Raw genomic sequence first — 23,822 nt, forward strand, 5'->3', positions numbered from 1 at the left:
GGCTCCTCACCGTTCGTCGTCGTCGGGGCGGCCGGAGGTGGCGGCTTCGTCGGGTCCGCCCAGGGCGGCGGCTTCGAGTTCGCTCAGCACCAGGTCCTCGACCAGGTCCGCCAGGGCGGCCACGGTGCGGGAGACCAGCACGTCGCGGGGGGTGAGCGTGACGCCGAAGGCGTCGTTGGCCCGGGAGGCGATCAGCAGGGCGCGCACGGAGTCGCCGCCGAGCTGGAAGAAGTCGTCGGTGGCGCCGACGTCGGTGTGCAGGGTCTCGGCCCAGATCTCCGCCACCGCCTCCTCGGTGGGGGTGCGGGGCGCGACCCGCTCGGCCGGCCCGGCCTCCTCCGGTCCGGGGGCGGGCAGGGCGGCGCGGTCGGTCTTGCCGCTCGCGGTGAGCGGGAAGCGCTCCAGCACCGCGAAGGCGGCGGGCACCATGGGGCCGGGCAGCGAGCGGGCGGCGAGGGCGCGCAGTTCGGCGCCGGTGGGCGGTTCGGCGCCGGGGGCGGCCAGCAGGTGGGCGACCAGCCGGGGCAGCCCGGGCTCGTCCTCCCGGATGCTCACCACGGCGTCCAGCACGGCCGGGTGGCGCGTCAGCACGGCCTCCACCTCGCCCGCCTCGATCCGGTGGCCGCGCAGTTTGAGCTGGTGGTCGGTGCGGCCCAGGTAGTGCAGTTCGCCGTGGCGGTCGCGGCGCACCAGGTCCCCGGTGCGGTACATCCGGCCGCCGGGCGGCCCGTACGGGTCGGCGGTGAAGCGGGCGGCGGTCAGGCCGGGGCGGCCGAGGTAGCCGCGGGCCAGGGCCGGTCCGCTGAGCCACAGTTCGCCGGGGACGCCGTCGGGCACCGGCCGCAGCCGGTCGTCGAGGACGTACGCGCCGGTGGCGGGCAGCGGGCGGCCGATCGGCGGGGCGGCGCCGTCCGCGGTCAGCGGCGCGGACCAGGTGGCGACCACGGTGGCCTCGGTGGGGCCGTAGGAGTTGATCATCCGGTGGTGCGGGGCCCAGCGGGCGACCAGGTCGGCGCCGCAGGCCTCGGCCCCGACGATCAGCGTCCTGAGGTCGGGCAGGCTGCCGGGGGTGTCGGCCGGCAGGGTGGCCAGGGCGGCGGGCGGCAGCAGGGTGTGGGTGATCCGCTCCGCCCGCAGCAGCCCGGCCAGCCGGTCGCCGAGCAGGGGGCCGGGCTCGGGCACCACCAGCCGGGCGCCGTGCGGCAGGGCCAGGCACAGTTCGAGCACCGAGGCGTCGAAGCTGGGGGTGGCGAAGGCCAGCACCCGGTCCCCGGGGGCGGCCCGGTAGTGCGCGGCCTCGGCGGCGGCGAAGGCCGCGAGCCCGCGGTGGGTGACGACGACGCCCTTGGGGGTGCCGGTGGAGCCGGAGGTGAAGATGACGTAGGCGGGGTCGTCCGGGTCGAGCGGGCGGGTCCGGTCGGCGTCGGTGGGCCGGTGGCCGGGGGCTCCGGCCGGCTCGGCGGCGAGGAGTTCGGCGACCTCCTTGGCGTCCAGGGTCAGGGCGGGGGCCGCGTCGCGCAGCATCGCCTCGATCCGTTCCTCGGGGTAGTGCGGGTCGACGGGCAGGAAGGCGGCGCCGGTCTTGGCCACCGCGAGTTCGGCGAGCACGGTGTCGGCCGAGCGGGGCAGCAGCAGGGCGACGAGCCGCCCGGGGCCGGCGCCGCGGGCGATCAGCCGGTGGGCCAGCCGGTTGGCGAGGACCTCGGCCTCGGCGAAGGTCAGCTCCAGGCCGGCCGCGCTCAGCGCGACGGCCTGCGGCCACCGGTCCACGGCGGCCTCGACGAGGGCGGGCAGGGTCGTCGGGGACACCGGGCCGGTCTCCGGGCGGGCCGGGCCGCGCAGCAGCCGCTCGCGTTCGCCGGGCGGCAGCGGGTCGAGCCCGTCCAGCGGGGTGGTGCCGTCCGAGTCGGCCAGCGCGGACAGGGTGTGCAGCAGCTGGTCGGCGAGGCGCCGGGCGGTCTCCCGGTCGAGGAAGCGCGGGTCGTGGCCGAGTTCCACGGCGAGCCGCTCGCCGGGCGAGACCACCACGGTGAGCGGGTAGTTGGTGGCCTCCCGGGCGTCCAGTTCGCGCACCAGCAGGCCGTGCGCGCCGGCCGTGGCGTCGCCGACCGGGTAGTTCTCGAAGACCACCAGGCTGTCGAACAGCTCGGTGCCCGGCGGGACCTGGCTGAGCCCGTGCATCCGGGCCAGCGGCAGGTGGTCGAAGCGGCGGTCCTCGGCCTGCTCCTCCTGGAGGGTGCGCAGCCAGTCGGCGCAGGGCCGGCGGCCGTCGACGGCGACCCGGGCGGGCAGGGTGGTGATGAACAGGCCGACGATGCCGTCGGAGCCGGCCAGGTCGGCGGGCCGGCCGGAGACGGTGGTGCCGAAGCAGACGCGCTGTTCCCCGCTCCAGCGCGACAGCAGCAGCGCCCAGGCGCCCTGCACCACGGTGTTGAGGGTGAGCCGGTGGCGGCGGGCGAACTCCTGGAGCCGCTCGGTGTCCGCCTCGTCCAGCCGGTGCGAGAGCCAGTCCCCGGAGCGGGCCGTGTCGCCCGGGGCGGGGCGGCGGTCGTAGGGCAGCGGGGTGGGGGCGGTGAGGTCGGCCAGCACGGCGCGCCAGTGCTCGACGGCGGCGCCGGTGTCGCGCTCCGCGAGCCAGCCGACGTAGTCCGCGAAGGGCCGGCGCTCGGGCAGTCGGGGCCGCTCGCCGCGGGCGAGGGCGGCGTGGGCGGCCAGCACGTCCGCGAGGACGTGGAAGACGCTCCAGCCGTCCAGCAGCACGTGGTGGAAGGCCCAGACCACCCGGACCCGGTTCGGCCCGATCCGGATCAGGTCGAGCCGCAGCAGCGGGGCCCGGTCCAGGGCCAGGGGGTGGGCCCGCCGTTCGGCGAGCAGGTCCTCCAGCCGGGCGTCGCGCTCGGCCGCGCCCAGATCGCTCCAGTCGTGTTCGGTGACCGGAAGCGTCGCCTGCCGGTGGACCGTCTGGAGCGGCACGGGAACGTCCCGCAGCACCACCGAGGTGCGCAGCACCGGTGTGCGGTCGACGACGTGCTGCCAGGCGGCGGCCAGCAGGCCGGGGTCGCGGGCGCCGTCCAGGACGAAGGTGATCTGCTCGACGTACAGGCCGGCTTCGGCCTCGTCGAGGCCGTGCACCACCATGCCGGTCTGGGTAGGGGTGAGGGGCTGGATCTCCGTCACGTCCCGGCCGGTGCCGGCCAGCCGGTCGACGGCGGCCTGGTCCAGGCCGGCCAGCGGGAAGTCGGAGGGGGTGCGGCCGCCGGCGCCGGGTTCGGCGCAGTGGCGGACGATCTCCCGCAGCTCGTCCAGCAGTTCGGCGGCCAGCCCGGCGACTGTCCCGCTGTGGTGCACCTCGCGGGAGTAGGACCAGGTGAAGGAGAGCCGGCCCTCGGCGACCAGGCCGAGCACGTCCAGCAGGTGGGGGCGGTGGGCGGTGCGGTCCATGCCGCCGGTGAGCGGGCCGGCCGGGGCGTGCAGCAGGCCGCCGGGGGTGGCGTCCCGGTCCTGCCGGCCCAGGTAGTTGAAGCCGATCTGCGGCAGCGCGAGGCCGGGCTCCGGCTTGAGGTGGCGCAGGGCGCCGTGGCCGAGGCCGCCGTTCGGGACGGCGCGCAGGCTCTCCTTGACGGCCTTCAGGGCGGTGCCGGTGTCCGTGTCCGGGGGCACGTCCAGGGCGACGGGGTACATCGCGGTGAACCAGCCGACGGTGCGGGACAGGTCGACGCCGTCGAGGAGTTCCTCGCGGCCGTGGCCCTCCAGGGTGACCAGGACCCGGTTCCGTCCGGTCCAGCGGGCCAGCACCCGGCCGAGGGCGCAGAGCAGGACGTCGTTGACCCGGGTGCGGTAGGCCGCCGGGACGTCCTGGAGCAGCCGGCGGGTGTCCTCGGTGTCCAGGGCGAAGGTCAGCGACTCCTCGGCCCCGGCCGTGTTGGCGCCGTCGAGGTCGGTGGGCAGCGCGGCGGCCGCACCGTCCGCCAGGCGCTGCCAGTACGGGAGTTCCGCGTCGAAGCCGCCGGCCGCGGTGTGCGCGGCGAGGCGTTCGGCCCACGCCCGGAAGGAGGTGCTCTTGGCGCCGAGGTCGGGCCGCCGGCCCGCGGCCGCCGCACGGTGGGCGCGCTCCAGGTCCTCCAGCAGGATCCGCCAGGACACCGCGTCGACCACCAGGTGGTGCGCGGCCAGCAGCAGCACCGGGCGGGGGTCGCCGGCGAAGCGGCAGAGCGCGGCGCGCAGCAGCGGTCCGGCGGCCAGGTCGAAGCCCTCGGCGAGGCGTTCGCCGAGGTCGCGCAGGGCGCGCTCGCGTTCCTCGCCCTCGGCGGCGGGCAGCTCGTGGACGCGAAGTTCGGGGGCCTGGCCGGGCTCGGTGCCGTACTGGCGCCACCGGCCGTCGGGGAGCGGCTCGCAGCGCAGCCGCAGGGCGTCGTGGTGGTCCAGGACGGCGGCCAGGGCCGCTCGCAGGGCGGCCTCGTCGGTGCCGGGGGCGAGGGTGAAGGAGACGGACTGGGTGAGCCGGGCGGGGTCGCCGTCGAGGGTGTCCAGCAGCCAGTGCTGGACGGGGGTGAGCGGGGTCTCGCCGGTGACGGCGCCCTGGTCGGCGTCCGTGCCGGGGTGCGGCGCGCGTTCGGCGGCAGCGGCGAGTTCGGCCAGGGTCTGGTGGGCGAACAGGTGCCGGGGGGTCAGCGCGAGGCCGGCCCGGCGGGCCGCCGAGACGATCTGGATGCCGAGGATGGAGTCCCCGCCGAGGGCGAAGTAGTTGTCGTCCGCGTTCACCTCGGGCACGCCCAGCACCTCGCGCCAGATCGCGGCGAGGGCCTGCTCGGTTCCGGTGCGCGGCGGCCGGTCGCCGCCGGTGGCCCGGGCGGCCGGGACCGGTTCGGGCAGGGCGCGCCGGTCCAGCTTGCCGGTGGCGCCGAGCGGCAGCCGCTCCAGTGGCACCACCAGGGCGGGCACCAGGTGGTCGGGGAGGGTGCGGCCGAGGAAGGTCCGCCACTCGGCCGGGTCGGGCAGGGCGCCGTCGCGGGGCACCGCGTAGCCCACCAGCCGCTTGTGGCCGTCCTGGTCGACCACCCGGGCGGCGGCCGCCGCCACCTGCGGGTGGCGGGCCAGCGCGGCCTCGACCTCGCCGAGTTCGATCCGGAAGCCGCGCACCTTGACCTGGTCGTCGGCGCGGCCGAGGTAGTCCAGTTCGCCGTCGGCGCTCCAGCGCACCCGGTCGCCGGTGCGGTACATCCGGCTGCCGGGCGGGCCGTAGGGGTCGGGCAGGAAGCGCCCGGCGGTCAGGCCGGGGCGGCGCAGGTAGCCGCGCGCCACGCCGGTGCCGGCCAGGTACAGCTCCCCCGGCGCGCCGACGGGCACCGGGCGCAGCCGCTCGTCCAGGACGTAGGCGCGGGCGCCGCCGACCGGTCGGCCGATCGGCGGGTCGCGGTCGGGGTCGGCGGGGTCGCAGGTGTGGGCGGTGGCGTAGACGGTGGCCTCGGTGGGGCCGTAGATGTTCAGCACCCGGCAGCCGGGGACGGCCTCGCGCACGGTGCGCACGGTGCGGGCGGGCAGTCCTTCGCCGGCCAGCACCACGGTGTCCGCGCCGAGTCGCAGGGCGCCGTCGGCGAGCAGTCCGCCGAGGGCCGAGGGCACGGCGCTGAGCAGGCCGGCCCTCCGGGGGCCGGGATTCTCGGCCAGGGCCAGCAGGTCGCGCAGGAGTTCCACGCAGCCGCCGGAGAGCAGCGGCGCGAAGATCTCGAACACCGACACGTCGAAGTTGAGCGAGGTGGCGGCGAGCACGTGCTCCAGGCCTCGGCCGGCGAACTCGGCGACGGCCCAGTCGGTCAGCGCGAGCACCGAGGCGTGGGCGACCACCACGCCCTTGGGGCGGCCGGTGGAGCCGGAGGTGTGGATGACGTAGGCGGGGTGCTCCGGCAGCAGGTCGCCGTGCCGTTCCGGGTCGCCGACGGCGTCGGTGCGGGCGGCGGCCAGCCGTTCCCGGCAGGCCGGGTCGTCCGGCACGATCCGGGTGTACGGGCCGTCGGGGAGCCGTCCTGCGGTCGCGGCGTCGGTGATCACGGCGTCGGGCCGGACGTCCTCGAAGAGGTAGGCGATCCGCTCGGCCGGGTAGCCGGGGTCGACCGGCAGGTACGCGGCGCCGCTCTTGAGCACCGCGAGCAGCGCCACGGCCAGTTCGACGGTGCGGGGCAGCGCGAGCGCGACGAAGCGCTCGGGTCCGGCGCCGGCACCGATCAGCAGCCGGGCCAGCCGGTTGGAGCGTTCGTCCAGCTCCCGGTAGGTCAGCAGGTCGTCGCCGGAGCGCACGGCCGGGGCGTCGGGGGTGCGGGCGGCCTGCCGGGCGAAGGCCTCGGGCAGGGTGCTCCGGGACGCCCGGCGCACCGGGCCGCCGAGGCGTTCCAGCAGCTCGCGTCCCTCGGCCGGGTCCAGCAGCGGCAGTTCGCCGGCCGGCCGGTCGAGGCCGGCCGCCATCCCGGCGAGCAGGGTGCGCAGGCTCGCCCCGAGCCGCTCGACGGTGGCGGCGTCGAAGACGGCCGGGTCGTGGTCGAGGCCGACCTCGATGGACTCGCCGGGCGCCACCACCACGCCGAGCGGGTAGCTGGTCGGCTCCAGCACGTGCTCGGTCTCCACGCCCAGGCCGTGCCGGGTCAGCGACCGGGCGTCGAAGGGGTAGTTCTCGAAGACCACGATGCTGTCGAACAGGGCGGTGCCGCCGGGCAGTTCGCTCCAGCCCTGGAGCTGGGCCAGCGAGACGGCGTCGTGCCGGCGGGCCTCGGACTGCTGGTCCTGGACCTCCCGCAGCCAGTCCAGCAGCGGGCGCCGGTCGTCGATCCGCACCCGGGTGGGCAGGGCGTTGATGAACAGCCCCACCATCGAGGTGACGCCGGGGAGTTCGGCGGGCCGGCCGGAGACGATGGTGCCGAACACCACGTCCTCGCCGCCGCCGTAGCGGGAGAGCAGCAGCGCCCAGGCGCCCTGGAGCACCGTGTTGACGGTCAGCCCGGCCTGTCGGGCGGTGGCCCGCAGCCGCTCGGACAGCTCGCGGCCGAGGGCGACCTTCACCGAGGCCGAGGAGGAGGCGCGGTGGGCGCCGGACGGGCGGCGGTCCCGGGGCAGTTCGGTGGGGGCGGGGAAGCCGGCCAGGGTGTCGCGCCAGTACCGCTCGACCGCCGCCCGGTCCTGGCCTGCCAGCCAGCGCAGGTAGTCGGCGTAGGGCGCGCGCTCGACCGGGGCGGGAAGGCGTCCGGCGGTCAGGGCGGCGTAGCGCTCGCAGACCTCGTCGAAGACCTGGGCGGCGCTCCAGCCGTCGAGCAGCACGTGGTGGAAGGTCCACACCACCCGCACCCGGGTCGGGGTCAGCCGGATCAGGGCCAGCCGCAGCAGCGGCGCGCCGCCCAGGTCGATCCCGGCCGCCCGGTCCTCGGCGAGCAGCCGGGCGGTGTCCCGCTCGACCTGCTCGGCGGGGCGGCCGGTCCAGTCGTGGTGGGTCACCGGGACGGTGGCCCGGTGCTGGACCACCTGGAGCGGTTCGGCGCCGTCCTGCCAGCTGAGCCGGGTGCGCAGGACGGCGTTGGCGTCGGTGGTCCGCTGCCAGGCCTCGGCCAGCGCGTGCGGGTCGGTGACCCCGGCCAGCACCAGCTGGACCTGGTTGACGTAGGTGTCGCCGTCCGGGTCGAGCAGGCTGTGGAAGAGCATCCCGGCCTGCATCGGCGTCAGCGGGTGGACGTCGGCGACGGTGCGGCCGTCCCCGGCTATGCGGTCCACCGCCGCCTGGTCGAGGCGGGCGAGCGGGAAGTCGGAGGGGGTGCGGCCGCCGGCGCCGGGTTCGGCGCAGTGGGCGACGATCCGCTCCAGCGCGTCGAGCATGGCCTCGGCCAGGGCGGTGACGGTGTCGGCGCGGTGCCGGCCGGCGCTGTAGTACCAGCCGATCTCCAGCTCGCCGTCCTCGACCCGGGCGACCACGTCCAGCAGGTGGGGGCGCTCGGTGCCGGGCGCCTCCGCGCCGCCGAGGCCGCCGGGGACGGCGCGGACCAGGGCGGCGCCGTCGGTGGACCAGTCGAAGCGGCCCAGGTAGTTGAAGCTCACACCGGGGGCGGGGGCGTCGGCGAGCGCCTCGTCCCGGGCCAGGTGGCGCAGCGCGCCGTACCCGAGGCCGCGGTCCGGCACGGCCCGCAGCTGTTCCTTGACGGCCTTCAGGGCGGTTCCCCAGTCCCCCGCCGGGATGTCGAGGGCGACCGGGAAGAGGGAGGTGAACCAGCCGACCGTCCGGGACAGGTCGAGGCCGCCGAAGAGCCGGTCCTCGCGGCCGTGGCCCTCCAGGCCGACGGCGACGGTGCCGCGCCCGGTCCACTCGGCGAGCACCCGGCCGAGCGCGGTGAGCAGCACGTCGTCGATCCGGGTGCGGTAGACCCCGGGGACCTCGCGCAGCAGGGCGTCGGTGCGTTCGCGGTCCAGCCGGACGGTCACCTCGCGCAGGTCGGCGGCGGTGTTGCCGCCGTCGCCGTCCACCGGCAGCGGGGTGGCGCAGGCCCGGGCGGCGGCCGCCCAGTGGGCGCGCTGGTCGGCGAAGCCGCCGGCCGCGGTGTGCCCTTCCAGCCGGCGGGCCCACTCCCGGACGGAGCTGGTGCGGGCGGGCAGCCGCAGCGGGCGGCCCTCGACGGCCTGCCGGTAGGCGGTCTCCAGGTCCTCCAGCAGCACCCGCCAGGAGACGCCGTCGACCGCCAGGTGGTGGACGGCCAGCAGCAGCCGGTCGGGCCGGGCGCCGGCCGCGTCGGCCGAAGCGGTGGCCGACGAGGTGGCCGTCGGGGCGGTGAACAGGCGGGCGGTGAGCAGCGGGCCGCCGTCCAGCCGGAAGGAGGCGTGGGCGGCCTCGGTCACCGCCGCTTCGGTGCCGTGGTCGTGGACCTCCAGCAGCTCGGGGGCGCTCTCCTCGGCGGGGGCGCAGTGCTGCCGCCAGGTGCCGTCCCCGGCGCGGGTGAAGCGGGAGCGCAGCGCGTCGTGGTGGGCCCGGAGGGCGGCGAGCGCGCGGCGCAGGGCCCGCGGGTCGACGGCCCCGGGGGCCTCCACGACGACGCACTGGTCGAAGTGCTCGGCGTGCGGCGGGTTCGGGTCGAGGAACCAGTGCTGGATCGGCGTCAGGCCGACCTCGCCGCTGACCGGTTCGGTCCCGGCGACGGTGACGGCGCTGCCGGCGGCCGCGGCCAGCGCGGCGACGGTGGGGTGGCGGAACAGGTCGCGCGGGGAGAGCGCGAGTCCGGCGGCGCGGGCCCGGGAGACGACCTGGATGCTCAGGATGGAGTCGCCGCCGAGCAGGAAGAAGTCGTCGTCCAGCCCGACCCGTTCGACCCCGAGCAGCTCGGCCCAGATCGCGGCGAGCAGCCGCTCGCGGTCGGTGCCGGGGGCGCGGTGGGGGCGGTCGCCGCCCGCCGACCGGTCGGGGGCGGGCAGCCGCCGGCGGTCCACCTTGCCGTTGGCGGTGAGCGGGAGTTCGGCCAGCGTGACGAAGGCCGCGGGCAGCATGTAGTCGGGCAGGTCGGCGGCCAGGTGGGCGCGCAGTTCGGCGGCGCCGGGCGGCTCGGCCCCCTCGGCCGGCACCAGGTGGGCGGCGAGGCTCTTGCGCCCGGCGTCCTGGTACAGCGAGACGACGGCCTCGGCGACGGCCGGGTGGGCGGTGAGCCGGGCCTCGATCTCGGCGGGTTCGATCCGAAAGCCGCGGATCTTGATCTGGTCGTCGGCGCGGCCGACGAAGTGCAGTTCGCCGTCCTCGCTCCACCGGGCGGTGTCGCCGGTGCGGTACATCCGCTCGCCGGGCGGGCCGAAGGGGTCGGCGAGGTAGCGGGCGGCGGTCTCGCCGGGGCGGCCCGCGTAGCCGCGGGCGAGGCCGGCCCCGGCGATGTACAGCTCGCCGGTGACGCCGGGCGGCTGCGGCTGGAGCGCGCCGTCCAGGACGTACACCCGGGTGTTGTCCAGCGGGCGGCCGATGGGCAGGACGGCGGGCAGTTCGTCGCCGGCCCGGAAGGCCCGGCGGGTGGCGAAGGTGGTGGTCTCGGTGGGCCCGTAGCCGTCGACCACGGTGAGGCCGGGGCAGGCCGCCAGGACCTTGCGGACGACGGCGCCGGGCACCGCCTCGCCGCCGGTCCACACCTCGTGGGCGCCGCGCAGGCAGCCCGGGTCCTCCTGGGCGAGCAGCCGGAACAGGCCGGCGGTCAGCCACAGGCAGCGCACGCCCCGCTCGGTGACGGCGTGCCGGACGGCGGCGGCGTCCAGGTCCTGCGGCGGGGCGAGCACGGCGGTGCCGCCGCGCAGCAGCGGCACCCACAGTTCGTAGGTGGCGGCGTCGAAGGCGTGCGGGGAGTGCACCAGCACCCGGTCGTGGCCGGCGAAGGCGCGGTCCAGGGCGAGCGCGGCGACGTCGCGGCGGCGCACCGCGACGCCCTTGGGGGTGCCGGTGGAGCCCGAGGTGAACATCAGGTACTGGACGTTGTCGGGGTGGACGGCCGCCGGGGCCGCCACCGGCGGCCGGTCGCCGGGGAGGTCCACCCGCAGCACCTGCCCGGCGGGGCGCAGGTCGGCGGCCGTGCCGGCCCGGTGGGAGTCGGTGAGCAGCAGGTCGGCACCGGCCCCGGCCAGCATCCGGTGCAGCCGCTCGCGCGGCGCCCGGCCGTCCAGCGGCACGTAGACCGCGCCGGTGCGCACCAGCGCCAGCTGGGCGACGACCAGGTCGACGGAGCGTTCCATCAGCACCCCGACCGGCTGCTCCACCCGGACCCCGTGCGCGGTCAGCCGTCCCGCCAGCTCGGCGGCGCGGGCGTCGAGTTCGCGGTAGGTCAGGCGCAGGTCGCCGGCCTCCAGGGCGACGGCCCCGGGGGTGCGGAGCACCTGCGCGGCGAACAGCTCGGCGATGTCGGCGGCGGGCGCCTCGACGGCGGTGGCGTTCCAGTCGGCCAGGACGCGCCGGCGCTCCTCGCCGGTCAGCAGCGGCAGCCGGGCCGGCGGGCGGTGGGCGCCGCCGGGCAGGGCGGTCAGGACGGTGGTGAGCTGTCCGGCCAGCCGCCGCACCGTGGACTCGTCGAACAGCCGCGGGTCGTAGCAGAGCCGCAGGGACAGCTCCGGGCCCGGGTAGGCCAGCAGGGTGAGCGGGTAGTTGGTTGTCTCGATCCCGTCCAGGTCGCGCAGCCGCAGGCCGTGGGCGTCGGCCGCGTCCTCGTCGACGGGGTAGTTCTCGAAGACCACCAGGCTGTCGAACAGGCCGGTCTGCTCGGGCAGTCCGGTGCCGGCCCGCATCCGGGTGAGCGGGACGAAGCCGTGCCGCCGGTCCTCGCTCTGCTCCCGCTGCAGGGTCCGGAGCCAGTCGACCAGGGTGCCGTCCGCGGGCACCGTGGTGCGGGCCGGCAGGGTGGTGATGAACAGGCCGGTCATGGTCTCGACGCCGGGCAGCTCGGGCGGCCGCCCGGAGGAGGTGGTGCCGAACACCACCTCGGCCCGGCCGGCCCGGCGGCCCAGCAGCGCCGCCCAGGCGCCCTGGACCAGGGTGTTGAAGGTCAGCCCGGAGCCGCGGGCGAGGTCCTCCAGCGCCTTGGTCGCGGCGGCGGGCAGGGTGAACGGCACGGCCCGGGTGGACTCGGCGCGGTGGCTCTGCACCGGCTCGCGGTCGTACGGCAGCGGTGTCGCCTCGGCGAGCCCGGCGAGGCGGGTGCGCCAGTGCCGTTCGGCCTCGGCGTGGTCGCGCCCGCCCAGCCAGGCCAGGTAGTCGCGGTAGGGCCGGCGCTCCGGCACGGTGCCGTACGGGACCTCGCCGTCCCGTCCCGGTCCGGCCAGGGCTGCGTGCACCGCGAAGACGTCCGAGAGCACCTGGAACAGGCTCCAGCCGTCCAGGACCAGGTGGTGGAAGGACCAGAGCACCCGCACCCGGTCGTCCGGGAGCCGGATCAGCAGCAGCCGCTGGAGCGGGGCCCGCGCCAGGTCGAGGCCGCGGGCCCGGTCGCGGTCCAGCAGTTCGGCGAGCCGGTCGCGGCGCTCCCGCTCGGGCAGTTCGCGCCAGTCCAGGTGCGTGACCGGGACGGCCACCCGGCGGTGCACCACCAGCAGCGGCTCGGGCACCTCCTGCCAGCGGACGTGGGCGCGCAGCACCGCGGTGCGGTCGGTGACCCACTGCCAGGCGGCGGCGAGGCGGGCCGGGTCGGGCACGCCGTCCAGGACGAAGTCCAGCTGCTGGAAGTAGGCGCCGCTGTCCTCCTCGGCGAGGCCGTGGAAGAGCATGCCGGACTGGGTCGGGGTGAGCGGCAGCACGTCCTCCACCGCGCCCGGGTCGGCGCCGGTGATCCGGTCCACGGCCGCCTGGTCGAGCCGGGCCAGCGGGAAGTCGGACGGGGTGCGCCCGGCGGCGCCGGGGCGGGCCGCGTGGCGGGCGAGGTCGGCCAGTTCCTCGGCGAAGCGCCGGGCCAGCGCCTCGACGGTCCCGCTCCGGTGGACGGCGGCGGAGTGGAACCAGGTGAACTCCAGCGCGTCGCCGTCGAGGCGGCCGACCACCTCCAGCGGGTGGGGGCGCGCCACGCCCGGGTCGGCGTCCAGCTCCAGCGGCCGGAAGGTGCCGCGGAACAGCCCGTCCGGGTCGTCCGGCAGGGCGATGCGGCCCAGGTAGTTGAAGCCGATCCGGGCGGCCGGGACCTCCGGCGCCGTGCCGGGGCGCCCGAGGTACCGCAGCGCCTCGAATCCGAGGCCGCGCCGGGGGACGGCGCGCAGCTGTTCCTTCACCTGCTTGAGGACGGTGTCCCAGTCGGCCCCGGCGGGCACGGCCAGGGCGACGGGGTGGCGGGTGGTGAACCAGCCGACCGTACGGCCGAGGTCGAGCTCGGCGAACAGTTCCTCGCGCCCGTGCCCCTCGACGTCCACCACGACCCGTTCCAGCCCGCTCGCTCCGCACAGCGCCCGGCCGAGGGCGCTCAGCAGCACGTCGTTGGCCTGGGTGCGGTAGGTGTCGGGCAGGGTGCGCAGCAGGGCGGCGGTGCCGGCGGGGCTCAGCCGGACGGTGACGGAGCGTTCGGTGGCGTAGGTGTCGGGGCCGTCGAGCTCGGCGGGGAACGGTTCGTCGGGCTGCCCGGGCACGGCCCGGGCCCAGTACTCCGTCTCGTCCTCGAAGCCGCCCTCGGCGGCGAAGGCGCTCAGCCGCTCGGCCCACTGCCGCAGCGGCGAGGACTTGACCGGCAGGGCGGCCGCCCCGTCCCGGCCCTCGCGGCGGGCGCGGTAGGCGGTGTCGAGGTCCTCCAGCAGCACCCGCCAGGAGACCCCGTCGACCACCAGGTGGTGGACGGCCAGGTGCAGGACCGGGGGCCGGCCCCCGGCGCGCTCGTGCAGGACGGCGCGCAGCAGCGGCCCGCCGCCGCCCAGGTCGTGGGGGCCGAAGTGCGGGGTGTCCCGGTCCGGGCCGGTGTGCCGGGCCAGGGTGAGCCGGGCGGCCGGCTCCCGGATGTGCCACCGCGCGGCGCCGTCCGGGGCGGTGAAGGCCGAGCGCAGCGCGTCGTGGTGGGCGACCAGGTCGTTCAGGGCCTCCTCCAGGGCCGCCCGGTCCAGGTCGTCGGGCAGCAGCAGGGAGAGCGCCTGGCCGAAGTGGCCGGCCCGGTCGGCGGCCCGGCCGAGCCACCAGCGCTGGATCGGGGTCGGCACGGCCTCCCCGGTGGCGGCCGCCGGGGCGGGCGCGGGCGGTGCCTCGGCGTCCTGCGCGGCCAGGGCGAGCGCGGCGACCGTCTGGTGGCGGTAGAGGTCCCGGGAGGTGAGCGCCAGCCCGGCCTGCCGGGAGCGGGCCACCACCTGGATGCCGAGGATGGAGTCGCCGCCGAGATCGAAGAAGTTGTCGTCGGCGCCGACCCGCTCCAGCCGCAGCACGTCGGCCCAGATGCCGGCGAGCGCGCGTTCGGCGGGGGTGCGGGGGGCGACGTGGCGGACGGCGGTGGTGGCCGGCCCGGGGTCGGGCAGCCGGCCGCGGTCGAGGGTGCCGTCGGGGCCCAGCGGCAGGGCGGGCAGCGGCACCACGACGGCGGGGACCAGGTGGTCGGGCAGGGTCAGGGCGAGGGTGCGGCGCACCGCCTCGGGCTCGATCCGGCCGCCGGGGACGGGCACCACGTAGCCGACCAGCCGCCGGGGGTCGCCGGTGAGGACGGCGGCCGCCTCGGCCACGCCGGCGCAGCGCCGCAGCGCCCGCGCCACGTCGTCCGGGTCGGTCCGCAGCCCGCGGGGCTTCGCCCACTGCTCGACCCGCCCGAGGTGCTCCAGCTCGCCGTCGGCGGTCCACCGCACCAGCTCCCCGGTGCGGTGGAGCAGCTCCCCCGGCGCGCCGTACGGGTCGGCGACGAACTGCCCGGCGGCGCCTTCCGGCTGCCCGGGGAAGTTGCCCGCGAGGTACAACTCACCCGGTACGCCCATGGGTTGGGGTCGCAGCGCACGGTCGAGAACGTAGCCGCGGGTCCAGCCGGGCACGCCGGACGCGGTGAGCGCCCCGGGCAGCGCGGTGTCCGGCTTCCAGGCGTCGAGCAGCGCCCGCTGCTCCTCCTCGGGGATCAGCGGCAGCTCGGCGAGGGTGCGCTGCGGGCCGTCCGCCATCCCGGCGAGCAGGCGGTGCAGGTGGTCCGCCAGCGCGGTCACGGTCCGCCGGTCGAACAGGTCGGTGTTGTACTCGGCCGTCAGCGTGCAGTCGCCGCCGTCGGCGGGGGTGAACTCCAGCACCAGGTCGAAGCGGGCGGCGGGGCGGGGCAGCGGGTGCTCGGCGAAGCGCAGGCCCCCGGCGGGCGCCGGGGTGACGGGGGTCTGCTGGACGACGACGACCTGGACCAGCGGGGTGCGGCCGGGGTCGCGGGGCGGGGCCAGTTCCTCGACCACCCGGTCGAAGGGCACCTCGGCGTGGGCGAAGGCGTCCAGCAGGGTGGTGCGCATGCCCGCCACGAAGTCGTCGACGGTGGCCCGCTCGTCCACGTCGCCGCGCAGCACCACGGTGTTGACGAAGAAGCCGGTCACCTCCTCCAGTTCCCGCCGGTCCCGCCCGTTGGTGACGGTGCCGAAGGCCACGTCCCGCTGGCCGCAGTGGCGCGAGAGCAGCAGCGCGCACGCCCCGGCGAACAGGGTGAACACCGTGGTGCCGCGGCCGGCGGCGAGGTGGCGCAGCCGGTCGACCAGGTCGGCCGGCAGCCGGTGGCGGTGCGCCGCGCCGTTGGTGGTCCGCTGCTCCGGCCGGGGGCGGTCGGTGGGCAGGCGCAGGGTCGGCAGGTCGGCGAGGGTGTGCTTCCAGTAGGCGAGGTCGGGTGCGTGGTCGGTTCGGCGGTGCTGCTCCCAGTGGGCGAAGTCGGGGTACTGGAGGGCGGGGGCGGGCAGGGCGTCGGGTTCGCCGGTGGCCTCCGCCCGGTAGAGGGCGGCCAGTTCGCGGGTGAGGACGCCCACCGACCAGCCGTCGGTGACGATGTGGTGCTGGGCCAGCAGCAGCAGGTGCTCCTCGGCGGCGAGCCGGACCAGCAGCACCCGGGCGAGCGGGCCCCGGGCGAGGTCGTAGGGCCGTTGCAGTTCCTCGGTCAGCAGGCGTTCGGCCGCCGGGGCACGCTCCCCCTCGGGCAGGGCGCCGACGTCCTCGGTGCGCAGCGGCAGCTCCGCCCGCTCGGCGACGCGCTGCACCAGCTGCCCGTCGAGGGTGGCGACGGTGGTGCGCAGCGAGGCGTGCCGGGCGGTGAGCCGCCGCAGGGCCCGGCCGAGGGCGTCCCGGTCGAGGGCGCCGTGCAGCCGCAGGGCCACGCCGGTGTGGTTGCCGGTGCCGCCGGGGGCGAGGTCGTCCAGGAACCAGAGCCGGCGCTGGGCGCTGGACAGCGGCAGCGGCTCCCCGCGCGGGGCGGGCGGGATCGGCCCGGTCGGTGCGGTGGCGGGCACCGCGTCGAGCAGCGGGGCGAGGGCGGCGACGGTACGGGCGGTGAAGACGTCGCGCAGGGTGAGCCGGACGCCGAGGCGTTCGGTGATCCGGGTCAGGGTGCGGGCGGCGAGGACGGAGTCACCGCCGAGGTCGAAGAAGTCGTCCTCCACCCCCACGGCGTCGTGGCCGAGCACCTCGGCCCAGACGGCGGCCAGGGCCCGCTCCCGCTCGGTGCGCGGGGCGGCGCGTCCGGCGGCGGTCTGCCGGGCGGGGGCGGGCAGCGCCCGCTGGTCGATCTTGAGCTGCGGGGTGAGCGGGAACTCGGCCAGCACGACGACGGCGGCGGGCACCAGGTGGGCGGGCAGCGCGGCGGCCAGGGCGGTGCGCAGCTCGGCCGGGTCGGGGGCGTGCCGCGGGTCGGCGGGCGTGGCGTAGCCGACCAGCCGGGTGTGGCCGGGCTCGTCCTCGCGGACCGTCACGACGGCCTGGTCGACGGCGGGGTGGGCGCGCAGCGCGGCCTCGATCTCGCCCGGTTCGATCCGGAAGCCGCGGACCTTGACCTGCCGGTCGAGCCGGCCGAGGAACTCCAGCTCCCCGTCGGCCCTCCAGCGGGCCCGGTCGCCGGTGCGGTAGAGCCGGGCGCCGGGCGCGCCGAAGGGGTCGGCGACGAAGCGCGCGGCGGTCAGGCCGGGTCGGCCGAGGTAGCCGCGGGCGACGCCGTCGCCGCCGAGGTACAGCTCGCCGTCGGTGCCGGGCGGCTGGGGCCGCATGGCCTCGTCGAGCACGTGCACCCGGGCATGCGGCAGGGCGCCGCCGATGGTGGGTGACCCGGTGCCGGCGGTGAGCGGGCCGGTCCAGGTGGCGACGATGGTGGCCTCGGTCGGACCGTAGGAGTTGATCATGCGTCGGCCGGGCGCCCAGCGGTCGACCAGCTCGGCGGAGCAGGCCTCGGCCCCGACGATCAGGGTGCGCAGGTGGCGGCCCGTGCCGGCGGGGACGGTGGCCAGGGCGGCGGGCGGGATCAGGGTGTGGGTGATGCGGTGCTCGTCCAGGACGGCGGCGAGCTCCTCGCCCAGCCAGGGGCCGTCCGGGGGGATCACCAGGGTGGCGCCGGTGAGGACGGAGACGAACAGTTCCAGGACGGAGGCGTCGAAGCTGGGCGAGGAGAACTGGAGCACCCGGTCGCCGGGCCGCAGCGCGTAGTTCTCGACGGCCGCGGCGGTGAAGCCGGCGATCCCCCGGTGGGTGACGACGACGCCCTTGGGGGTGCCGGTGGAGCCCGAGGTGTAGATCACGTACGCCGGGTGGTCGGTACCGGCCGCGGTGCCCGGCACGTCCGGGCCTGCGGGCGCGGCCGTCTCCAGGACCCGGCTCACGGCGGCCGGGTCGTCCAGGACGATCGCGGGGGCGGCGTCGGCGAGCATCAGCGCCCGCCGCTCGGCGGGGTAGCCCGGGTCCACGGGCAGGAAGGCGGCGCCCGCCCGGGCGACGGCCAGTTCGGCGGCGACCAGTTCCATGGACCGCGGCAGGACCAGCGCCACCGTCCGCTCCGGGCCGGCGCCGCGCCGGCGCAGATCGCGGGCCAGCCGCTCGACGCGCTCCGCCAGGTCCCGGTAGGTCCAGCTGCGCCGGCCGTCGGTCACCGCGGGCACGAGCGGGGTGCGGGCCGCCTGGGCGGCGAACAGCGTGTCCAGGGTCCGGGGCGTCGGGGAGGTGCCTCCGGGGGCTCCGGTGGTGCCGCCGGCCTGCGGCGGAGCGGACGGGTGCACGGGCTGGGCAGGCCGGTCGGCCATGGCGGAAGGTCCTTCCGATGGGGGCGACGACGAGGGCACCGGGGCAGGCGGTAGCCCGCCCTCGGGCCCGGAGGAACAGGGGAACGGGGGAACGGGAACACGGGGGAACGGTGGTGCGGCAGTGCGGTGGGCAGGCGCTGCGGGGGTCGGGCGTACGGATGCGGGGCCGACCGGCTCAGCCGGAGGCGGCCCGGCGGGCCGTGCGCCCGGAGACCTGCACCCGGTCGACGCGGCCGGTGGCCAGGTCCCGGTGGAAGCGTCCGCCGGGCTCGGGGCGGCCGGTGTCGGGGGCGAGCAGGTCGTAGGAGAGGTCGGTGTAGCAGCGCAGCGGGATCGGCGGGTCGCCGTCGACCGAGAGGGTGGCCGTTCCGTCGCCGGCCGCCTCGATCCGGTAGCGGACCGAGCCGTTGCGGTAGTCGCCCGCGCATCCGGCCAGGGTCCCGGGTTCGGCGAGCGGCACGGCCCCCCGCGCGTCCACCGGTTCGATCGCCGCGGGCACCCGCAGCCCGGCCGACTCCTCCAGTTCGGCCGCGAGTTCGCGCCAGAGCGCGGTGGCGGCGCCGGCGTTGCCGGTGAAGGCGACCACCACTCCGCTGTCCGGGTCGGCCCGCAGGTGGCAGGAGGTGCCCATGGCGTTGCCGTCGTGGCCGCACCAGAACCGCCCGTCCTGCCGGTAGAGCGCAACGCCGGCGCCCCAGCCGTCCGCGAGCGCTCCCGGCCGGGCGGCGGGCTGCGGGCGGCGCATCAGCTCGGCGACGTCCGGGGGCAGCGTCTTGGACCGGCCGACCAGGGCGGCGCCGAGGGCGGCGAGGTCCGCGGCGCCGGCCAGCAGGGCGCCGGCCGGGGCTTCCAGCGGGGCCAGGTTCTGCCGCACCGCCCGGGGCCGGCCGGTCGCGGCGTTGAGCGCGTGGCCGGCGGCGACCGGCCGCCCGGGCGCGGCCGTGTCGACGAACACCGGCCCGGTGCCGAAGGGTTCGAGCAGCAGGGCGCGCACCGCCTCCCGCCAGGGCATCCCGGTCACCGTCTCGACCAGGCGCCCGGCGGCGACGTAGCCGGCGTTGGAGTAGGAGAAGTCCGTCCCGGGCCGGAACAGCGCGTCCGGGGCGGTGCACACGGCGGACAGGTAGCGGGTGGCGGTGGTGCGGGCAGCGGCGTCGGAGTCCGGCCCGGTGGGCAGTCCGCCGGTGTGGCCGAGGAGGTGACGAATCGTTACTTCAGGCAGCTGCCGGAGCTCCGGAAGGTGCTCGGCGGCCGGCTCGTCGAGGTCGAGGTCGCCGTCGTCGGCGAGCAGCATCACCAGGGCGGCCGTGTAGGGCTTGGTGAGCGATCCCACCGGAACGGCGGTGTCCTCGGTGAAGGGCTCCGCGGTGGCGGTGTCGGCCACCCCGGTGTGCAGGGCGACGGTCTCCGCACCGGTGTCCAGCACCAGCTGGGCACCGGGCACCCGGTGGGCGCGCGCGAGCGTGTCGAGCCGGTGCTGCAGCTCGCTGCGCAGGATCTGCGGCGCCCGTTCTCGTACGGGCGCCGGGCTGGCGTAGGGCATGGCGGAAGCTCCCGTTGACTGGTTCTCGGGTGCGGGCGCGCCGGGCGCCCGCAATGGAATTGCGGATCGGAGTGCGGCACAGCGGGGAATTTCCGGCCGTCGGCGCCGCCCGCTTCAGGACGCTCGGGAACGAGGGGAATCGCGGGAAGCCCCGTCGCCCACGACCGGCCGGCCCGGCATCGGGAATCCCCGCGGCACCCGCGACCGGGCGCCGCCCCCGCCCTCACGGATGCCGTTCCGGGGGCGCGTCGACGCGCCCGGGGCGGACGGTGCGAATGCGACCCGAATTCCCCGCCCGCGATGAACGGCGGGCCGGCGCGCGGTGAACCGCGAACGGCCGAATACCCTACCCCGCCGGGACGGTCGGACAGAATCCCGTCCCCCGGCGACCAGCCGCTCTCCCGGCCCCCACCTGCGCAATGGCCGCACTCGGCATGTCCATCCCCCCTGTTTGCGATCCGTCCCCGCACCCGTCGCGCGGAACGCGCCGACGCGGCCGGGGAGCCGCAGAATCCCTGCCGTCCCGAACGCCCGGACGACGAACGCGCAACAGTCTTCACGGCGGGTCAGCCGCTCGCAACCCCTTCCGATTGAACGGAAAGCGACTCCGTCGGTAATCGGAACGCCAAAATCCCTGGTGCGACTCCCGGCCGTGCCCGGATCACCCGAGAACGGGCTCGAATTCTTTGGCCGAAAATATGAGGTTCAGATCTCACCAGCCACTCGAACAGCTATTCGCAGCAATATTCGAGTGATTTCCCGGACGACTGTGACGGAAGTGCCGGAACGCAATGGAATCAATCGGGTGAGCCGTGAGTGAAACCGCCCGGACGCGACAACAGGTCCAGCGCGGCGTCGACGAGCACCCCGGGGGCCGGGCCGACGTCCAGCACCGCACCCCGCTCGTCCGGCTGGAGCGGTTCGAGCGCGGCGAGCTGCGAACCGAGCAGCGACCCCGGCATGAAGTGACCGGTGCGCCCGCCGATCCGCTCCGCCAGCAGCTCGCGGCTCCCCGTCAGATGCAGGAAGAAGGCGTCCGGGCCCGCCTCCCGCAGGACGTCCCGGTAGCGCCGCTTCAGCGCGGAGCAGGTGACCACACCACCGGTGCCCACCGCGTCCCGTTCGCGCAGCCACCGCCCGACGGCCTCCAGCCAGGGCCGGCGCCGCCCGTCGTCGAGCGGGATGCCGGCCGCCATCCGGGCGATGGAGTCCTGCCAGTGGAAGTCGTCCCCGTCCGCGAAGGGCACCTCCAGGCGCTCCGCGAGCAGCCGGCCCACCGTCGACTTGCCGGTGCCGGCCACCCCCATGACCACGACGCACGGGGCGCGGCGCTCGTTGCCCGGGGCCATCGGCGCCCCTACCCCCAGAACTGCGGGGGCGGCCCCTGCGAGCCGGCCGGGTACTCCTCCAGCGGCACCAGGCCCCGCTCCCAGCCGGTCAGCACCGGTTCGAGCACCCTCCAGGCCTCCTCGGCCTCGTCGCCGCGGATGGACAGCGCCGGGTCCCCGTTCAGGACGTCCAGCAGCAGCCGGCCGTAGGCGGGCAGCTCCTGCGGGTCCATCCGCGCGGTCATCGAGAACGGGGCCAGCCCGTGGGCGTGGGCGCCGATGCCGGTCAGGTCCAGGGTCAGCCCCTCCGGCTCCAGCTCGAAGCGCAGCACATTGGGCCGGGCCTCCTCACCCTGGCCGAACGGCAGGTGGGGCACCGGGCGGAAGTGCACCGCGACCTCCTTGCGGTCCTCGCCCAGGGCCTTGCCGCTGCGCAGCCGGAACCTCGTCCCGGCCCACCGCCAGCTGGTCAGCTCCAGTTCCACCTCGGCGAAGGTCTCGGTGCGGCGCTCCGGGTCGACGCCCTCCTCCTCGGCGTAGGCGGGGACGTCGCGCTCCCCGATCCGGCCGGGCAGGTAGCGGGCCCGGCGGGTGCGGTGCACCACGTCGTGCTCGGTCAGCGGCCGTACGGAGCGCAGCACGTCCACCTTGCGGTTGCGCAGGTCCCGTTCGCCGAGCGTGATCGGCGGCTCCATGGCCACCAGGCAGAGCAGCTGCAGCAGATGGTTCTGGATCATGTCCTTGAGCGCCCCGACCTGGTCGTAGTACCCGGCCCGCCCCTCCAGCGCCAGCGTCTCGTCCCAGACGATGTCCACCTCGGAGATGTGGGTGCTGTTCCAGATCGGCTCCAGCACCCGGTTGGCCAGCCGGCTGCCGAGGACGTTCTGGACGGTCGTCATGGCCAGGAAGTGGTCGACCCGGAACACCGCCCGCTCCGGCAGCAGGTCGGCGAGCAGCCGGTTCAGCTCCTGGGCGCCGGCCAGGTCCTCGCCGAACGGCTTCTCCAGCACGATCCGGCTGCCGGCCGGCAGGCCCGCCGCGTGCAGGGCGGTGATCACGGCGGGGAAGAGGGCCGGCGGGAGGGCGAGGTAGACGGCCACCGGTCCCTCGCCGGCGACGACCGCGGCCACGTCCGCGGGGTCGGTGACGTCGGCCCGCCGGTAGCGGACGGCGGCCGCCACCGCCTCCCTGGCCCCGGCCGGGAGGTCGCCGGCGTGCCGGTCGAGCCGGGCCGCGGCCCAGCCGCGGTACCGCTCGGTGTCCCAGTCCTCCCTGCTCGCCCCGGTCACCCGCAGCGAGTCGCCGACGTGTCCCGCCGCCCGCAGCGCGGCCAGCGCCGGCAGCAGGAAGCGGGCGCTGAGGTCCCCGGTCGCGCCGAGGATCGCGAGCCGGTCGATCATCCCCGCCCGCCCGTCCTCGCCCGGCCGAGGCTCACACCGCCGGCGATGATCCCGATGTGGCTGAACGCCTGGGGGAAGTTGCCCATGAACTCTCCTGTGGACGGGTCGATCTGCTCGGACATCAGCCCCAGCGGGCTCGCCCGGGAGCACAGCGAGTCGTACAGCTCCTCGGCCTCCTCGATCCGGCCCTGGCCGACCAGGTTCTCGACCAGCCAGAAGCTGCACAGGACGAAGGCGCCCTCGTCGCCCGGCAGGCCGTCCGGGGACTCCTCGTGGAGGTAGCGGTAGAGCAGCCCGCCGCCCGCCGACAGGCGCTCGGCGACGGCCGCGGCGGTCGCCACCATCCGCGGGTGGTCGGCCGGCACCACCTGGCGCAGCGGGAGCGCGAGCAGGCTCGCGTCCAGCGCGCCGCCGCCGTCCAGGTGGGCACTGAGGGTCCCGGCGTCCTCGTCCCAGGACTGCTCCAGGATGAGCCGGCGCAGCTCCTCGGCCGAGGCGCGCCAGCGGTCCGTCCCGGCGGGCCGGCCGAGCCGCTCGCCGATCCGCGCGGCCCGGTCCAGCGCCACCTGGCACAGGCCCGCCGAGTAGGTGAACACCCGGCCCTCGCTGCGCACCTCCCAGATGCCCTGGTCCGGCTGCCGCCAGGCCTGCCCGGCGGTGTCGGCCAGCTTGGCCAGGCCGGCCCAGAGCGCGGGCTGGATCTCGCCGCCGGCGCGCAGCCACTGCTCGGCGCAGTCCAGGATCTCGCCGTACACGTCGTGCTGGCGCTGGTCGGTCGCGCCGTTGCCCCAGCGCACCGGGGCGGAACGCTGGTAGCCCTCCAGTTCGCCGTCCTCGATCTCGTCCGGCACCGGGCCGCCCCGCAGGTCGTACATGATCCGGGGCCCCCGGCTGGCCTCGAAGGCGTCCAGGACCCAGCCGAGGAAGGCGTCGGCCTCGCCCCGGAAACCGATCCGGCGCAGCGCGAACACGGCGAACGCCGCGTCGCGGATCCAGCTGTAGCGGTAGTCCCAGTTGCGGATCCCGCCGATCGGCGCGGGCAGCGAGGAGGTGGGCGCCGCGACCAGCGAGCCGTTGGCCCAGTCGTCGCAGAGCTTCAGGGTGATCGCGGCCCGCCGGACCAGGGGCTCCCGGGGGCCTTCGTACGAGAAGTGCCCCATCCAGCGGCGCCAGGCCTCGGCGGTGCCCTTCAGGGTCGCATCGGTGTCGAAGCGGTGGTGGCGGTGGAAGCGGCCCCAGGACAGCACGAGGTCCAGGCGCTCGCCCTGCCGCAGCTCGTGGGTGCCGTGCAGGCCGGTCAGCGGACGGTTGGAGCGCAGGTGCAGGCGCAGGTCCGGGCGCCGGTGGGGCCGCACCTCCAGTCCGCTGAACAGGGCCCGGGCCTGCGCGCCGCCGCGCGGCTCCAGTTCCGCGCGCAGCCGGACGGTCCCGTCCACCACCACGGCGGAGCGCACGAGTTCGCCCCGGTCGGCCGGTACGTCGTCGGTGAGGTCGGCGCCGGAGCGCAGGGTCAGCGCGTCGGTGACGCGCACCAGGCCGGTGGGGCCGCGCAGTTCGGTGATCAGGACGCCGGTGTCCGGTTCGTAGCGCTGCCTGGCCTCGACGAGGTCCTCCGGGGCGAGGGTGAAGTGCCCGCCGCGCGCGTGGTCCAGCAGGCCGCAGAACAGCGGTTCGGAGTCGAACCGGGGCAGGCACAGCCACGGGATGGCACCGTCCAGGCCGACCAGGGCGGCGGTCGCGCCGTTCCCGATCAGGCCGAGGTCCTCCAGCGGCAGGTAGCCCTGGCGCCGTCGCACCGGCCGGAACGGTGGGTCGGGGTCGTGCATGCCGCCTCGCTTCCGCAGTGCCGGGGAGTCGGTCGAAGGGGAGGTGGTCCCGGTGCGGCTC

At 76.7% G+C, this 23,822-nt stretch carries 5 protein-coding genes; all 5 read right to left on the bottom strand.

Annotated elements, in window-relative coordinates; translation table 11 throughout:
* Positions 1–6: 6 nt before the first annotated feature.
* Positions 7–17,664: a non-ribosomal peptide synthase/polyketide synthase gene (locus ACWGJO_RS12520; protein WP_452183409.1), complete on the bottom strand. Its 17,658-nt coding sequence runs from the start codon at positions 17,662–17,664 to the stop codon at positions 7–9.
* A 175-nt stretch (positions 17,665–17,839) separates the two neighbouring features.
* Entirely contained in the window at positions 17,840–19,207 is a 1,368-nt protein-coding gene (locus ACWGJO_RS12525; RefSeq protein WP_452183410.1) for a serine hydrolase domain-containing protein, read from the bottom strand.
* 797 nt (positions 19,208–20,004) lie between these two features.
* Positions 20,005–20,556 (bottom strand): gluconokinase, encoded by a 552-nt coding sequence (locus tag ACWGJO_RS12530; protein ID WP_452183411.1) that lies wholly within the window; start codon positions 20,554–20,556, stop codon positions 20,005–20,007.
* Positions 20,557–20,564: 8 nt separating this feature from the next.
* On the bottom strand, positions 20,565–21,935 hold the full coding sequence (locus ACWGJO_RS12535) for a glucose-6-phosphate dehydrogenase (protein WP_387684498.1): 1,371 nt from the start codon (positions 21,933–21,935) through the stop codon (positions 20,565–20,567).
* On the bottom strand, positions 21,932–23,761 hold the full coding sequence (locus ACWGJO_RS12540; RefSeq protein WP_452183412.1) for a glycoside hydrolase family 15 protein: 1,830 nt from the start codon (positions 23,759–23,761) through the stop codon (positions 21,932–21,934). Before ACWGJO_RS12540 ends, ACWGJO_RS12535 begins: the two co-directional genes overlap by 4 nt.
* Positions 23,762–23,822: the final 61 nt, after the last annotated feature.

Source organism: Kitasatospora sp. NPDC054795, assembly GCF_053611565.1.

What these genes read in the sequence shown, in the direction of transcription:
- ACWGJO_RS12520 (WP_452183409.1), bottom strand. Translation starts at nt 17,664, where the DNA reads ATGGCCGACCGGCCTGCCCAGCCCGTGCACCCGTCCGCTCCGCCGCAG.
- ACWGJO_RS12525 (WP_452183410.1), bottom strand. Translation starts at nt 19,207, where the DNA reads ATGCCCTACGCCAGCCCGGCGCCCGTACGAGAACGGGCGCCGCAGATC.
- ACWGJO_RS12530 (WP_452183411.1), bottom strand. Translation starts at nt 20,556, where the DNA reads ATGGCCCCGGGCAACGAGCGCCGCGCCCCGTGCGTCGTGGTCATGGGG.
- ACWGJO_RS12535 (WP_387684498.1), bottom strand. Translation starts at nt 21,935, where the DNA reads ATGATCGACCGGCTCGCGATCCTCGGCGCGACCGGGGACCTCAGCGCC.
- ACWGJO_RS12540 (WP_452183412.1), bottom strand. Translation starts at nt 23,761, where the DNA reads ATGCACGACCCCGACCCACCGTTCCGGCCGGTGCGACGGCGCCAGGGC.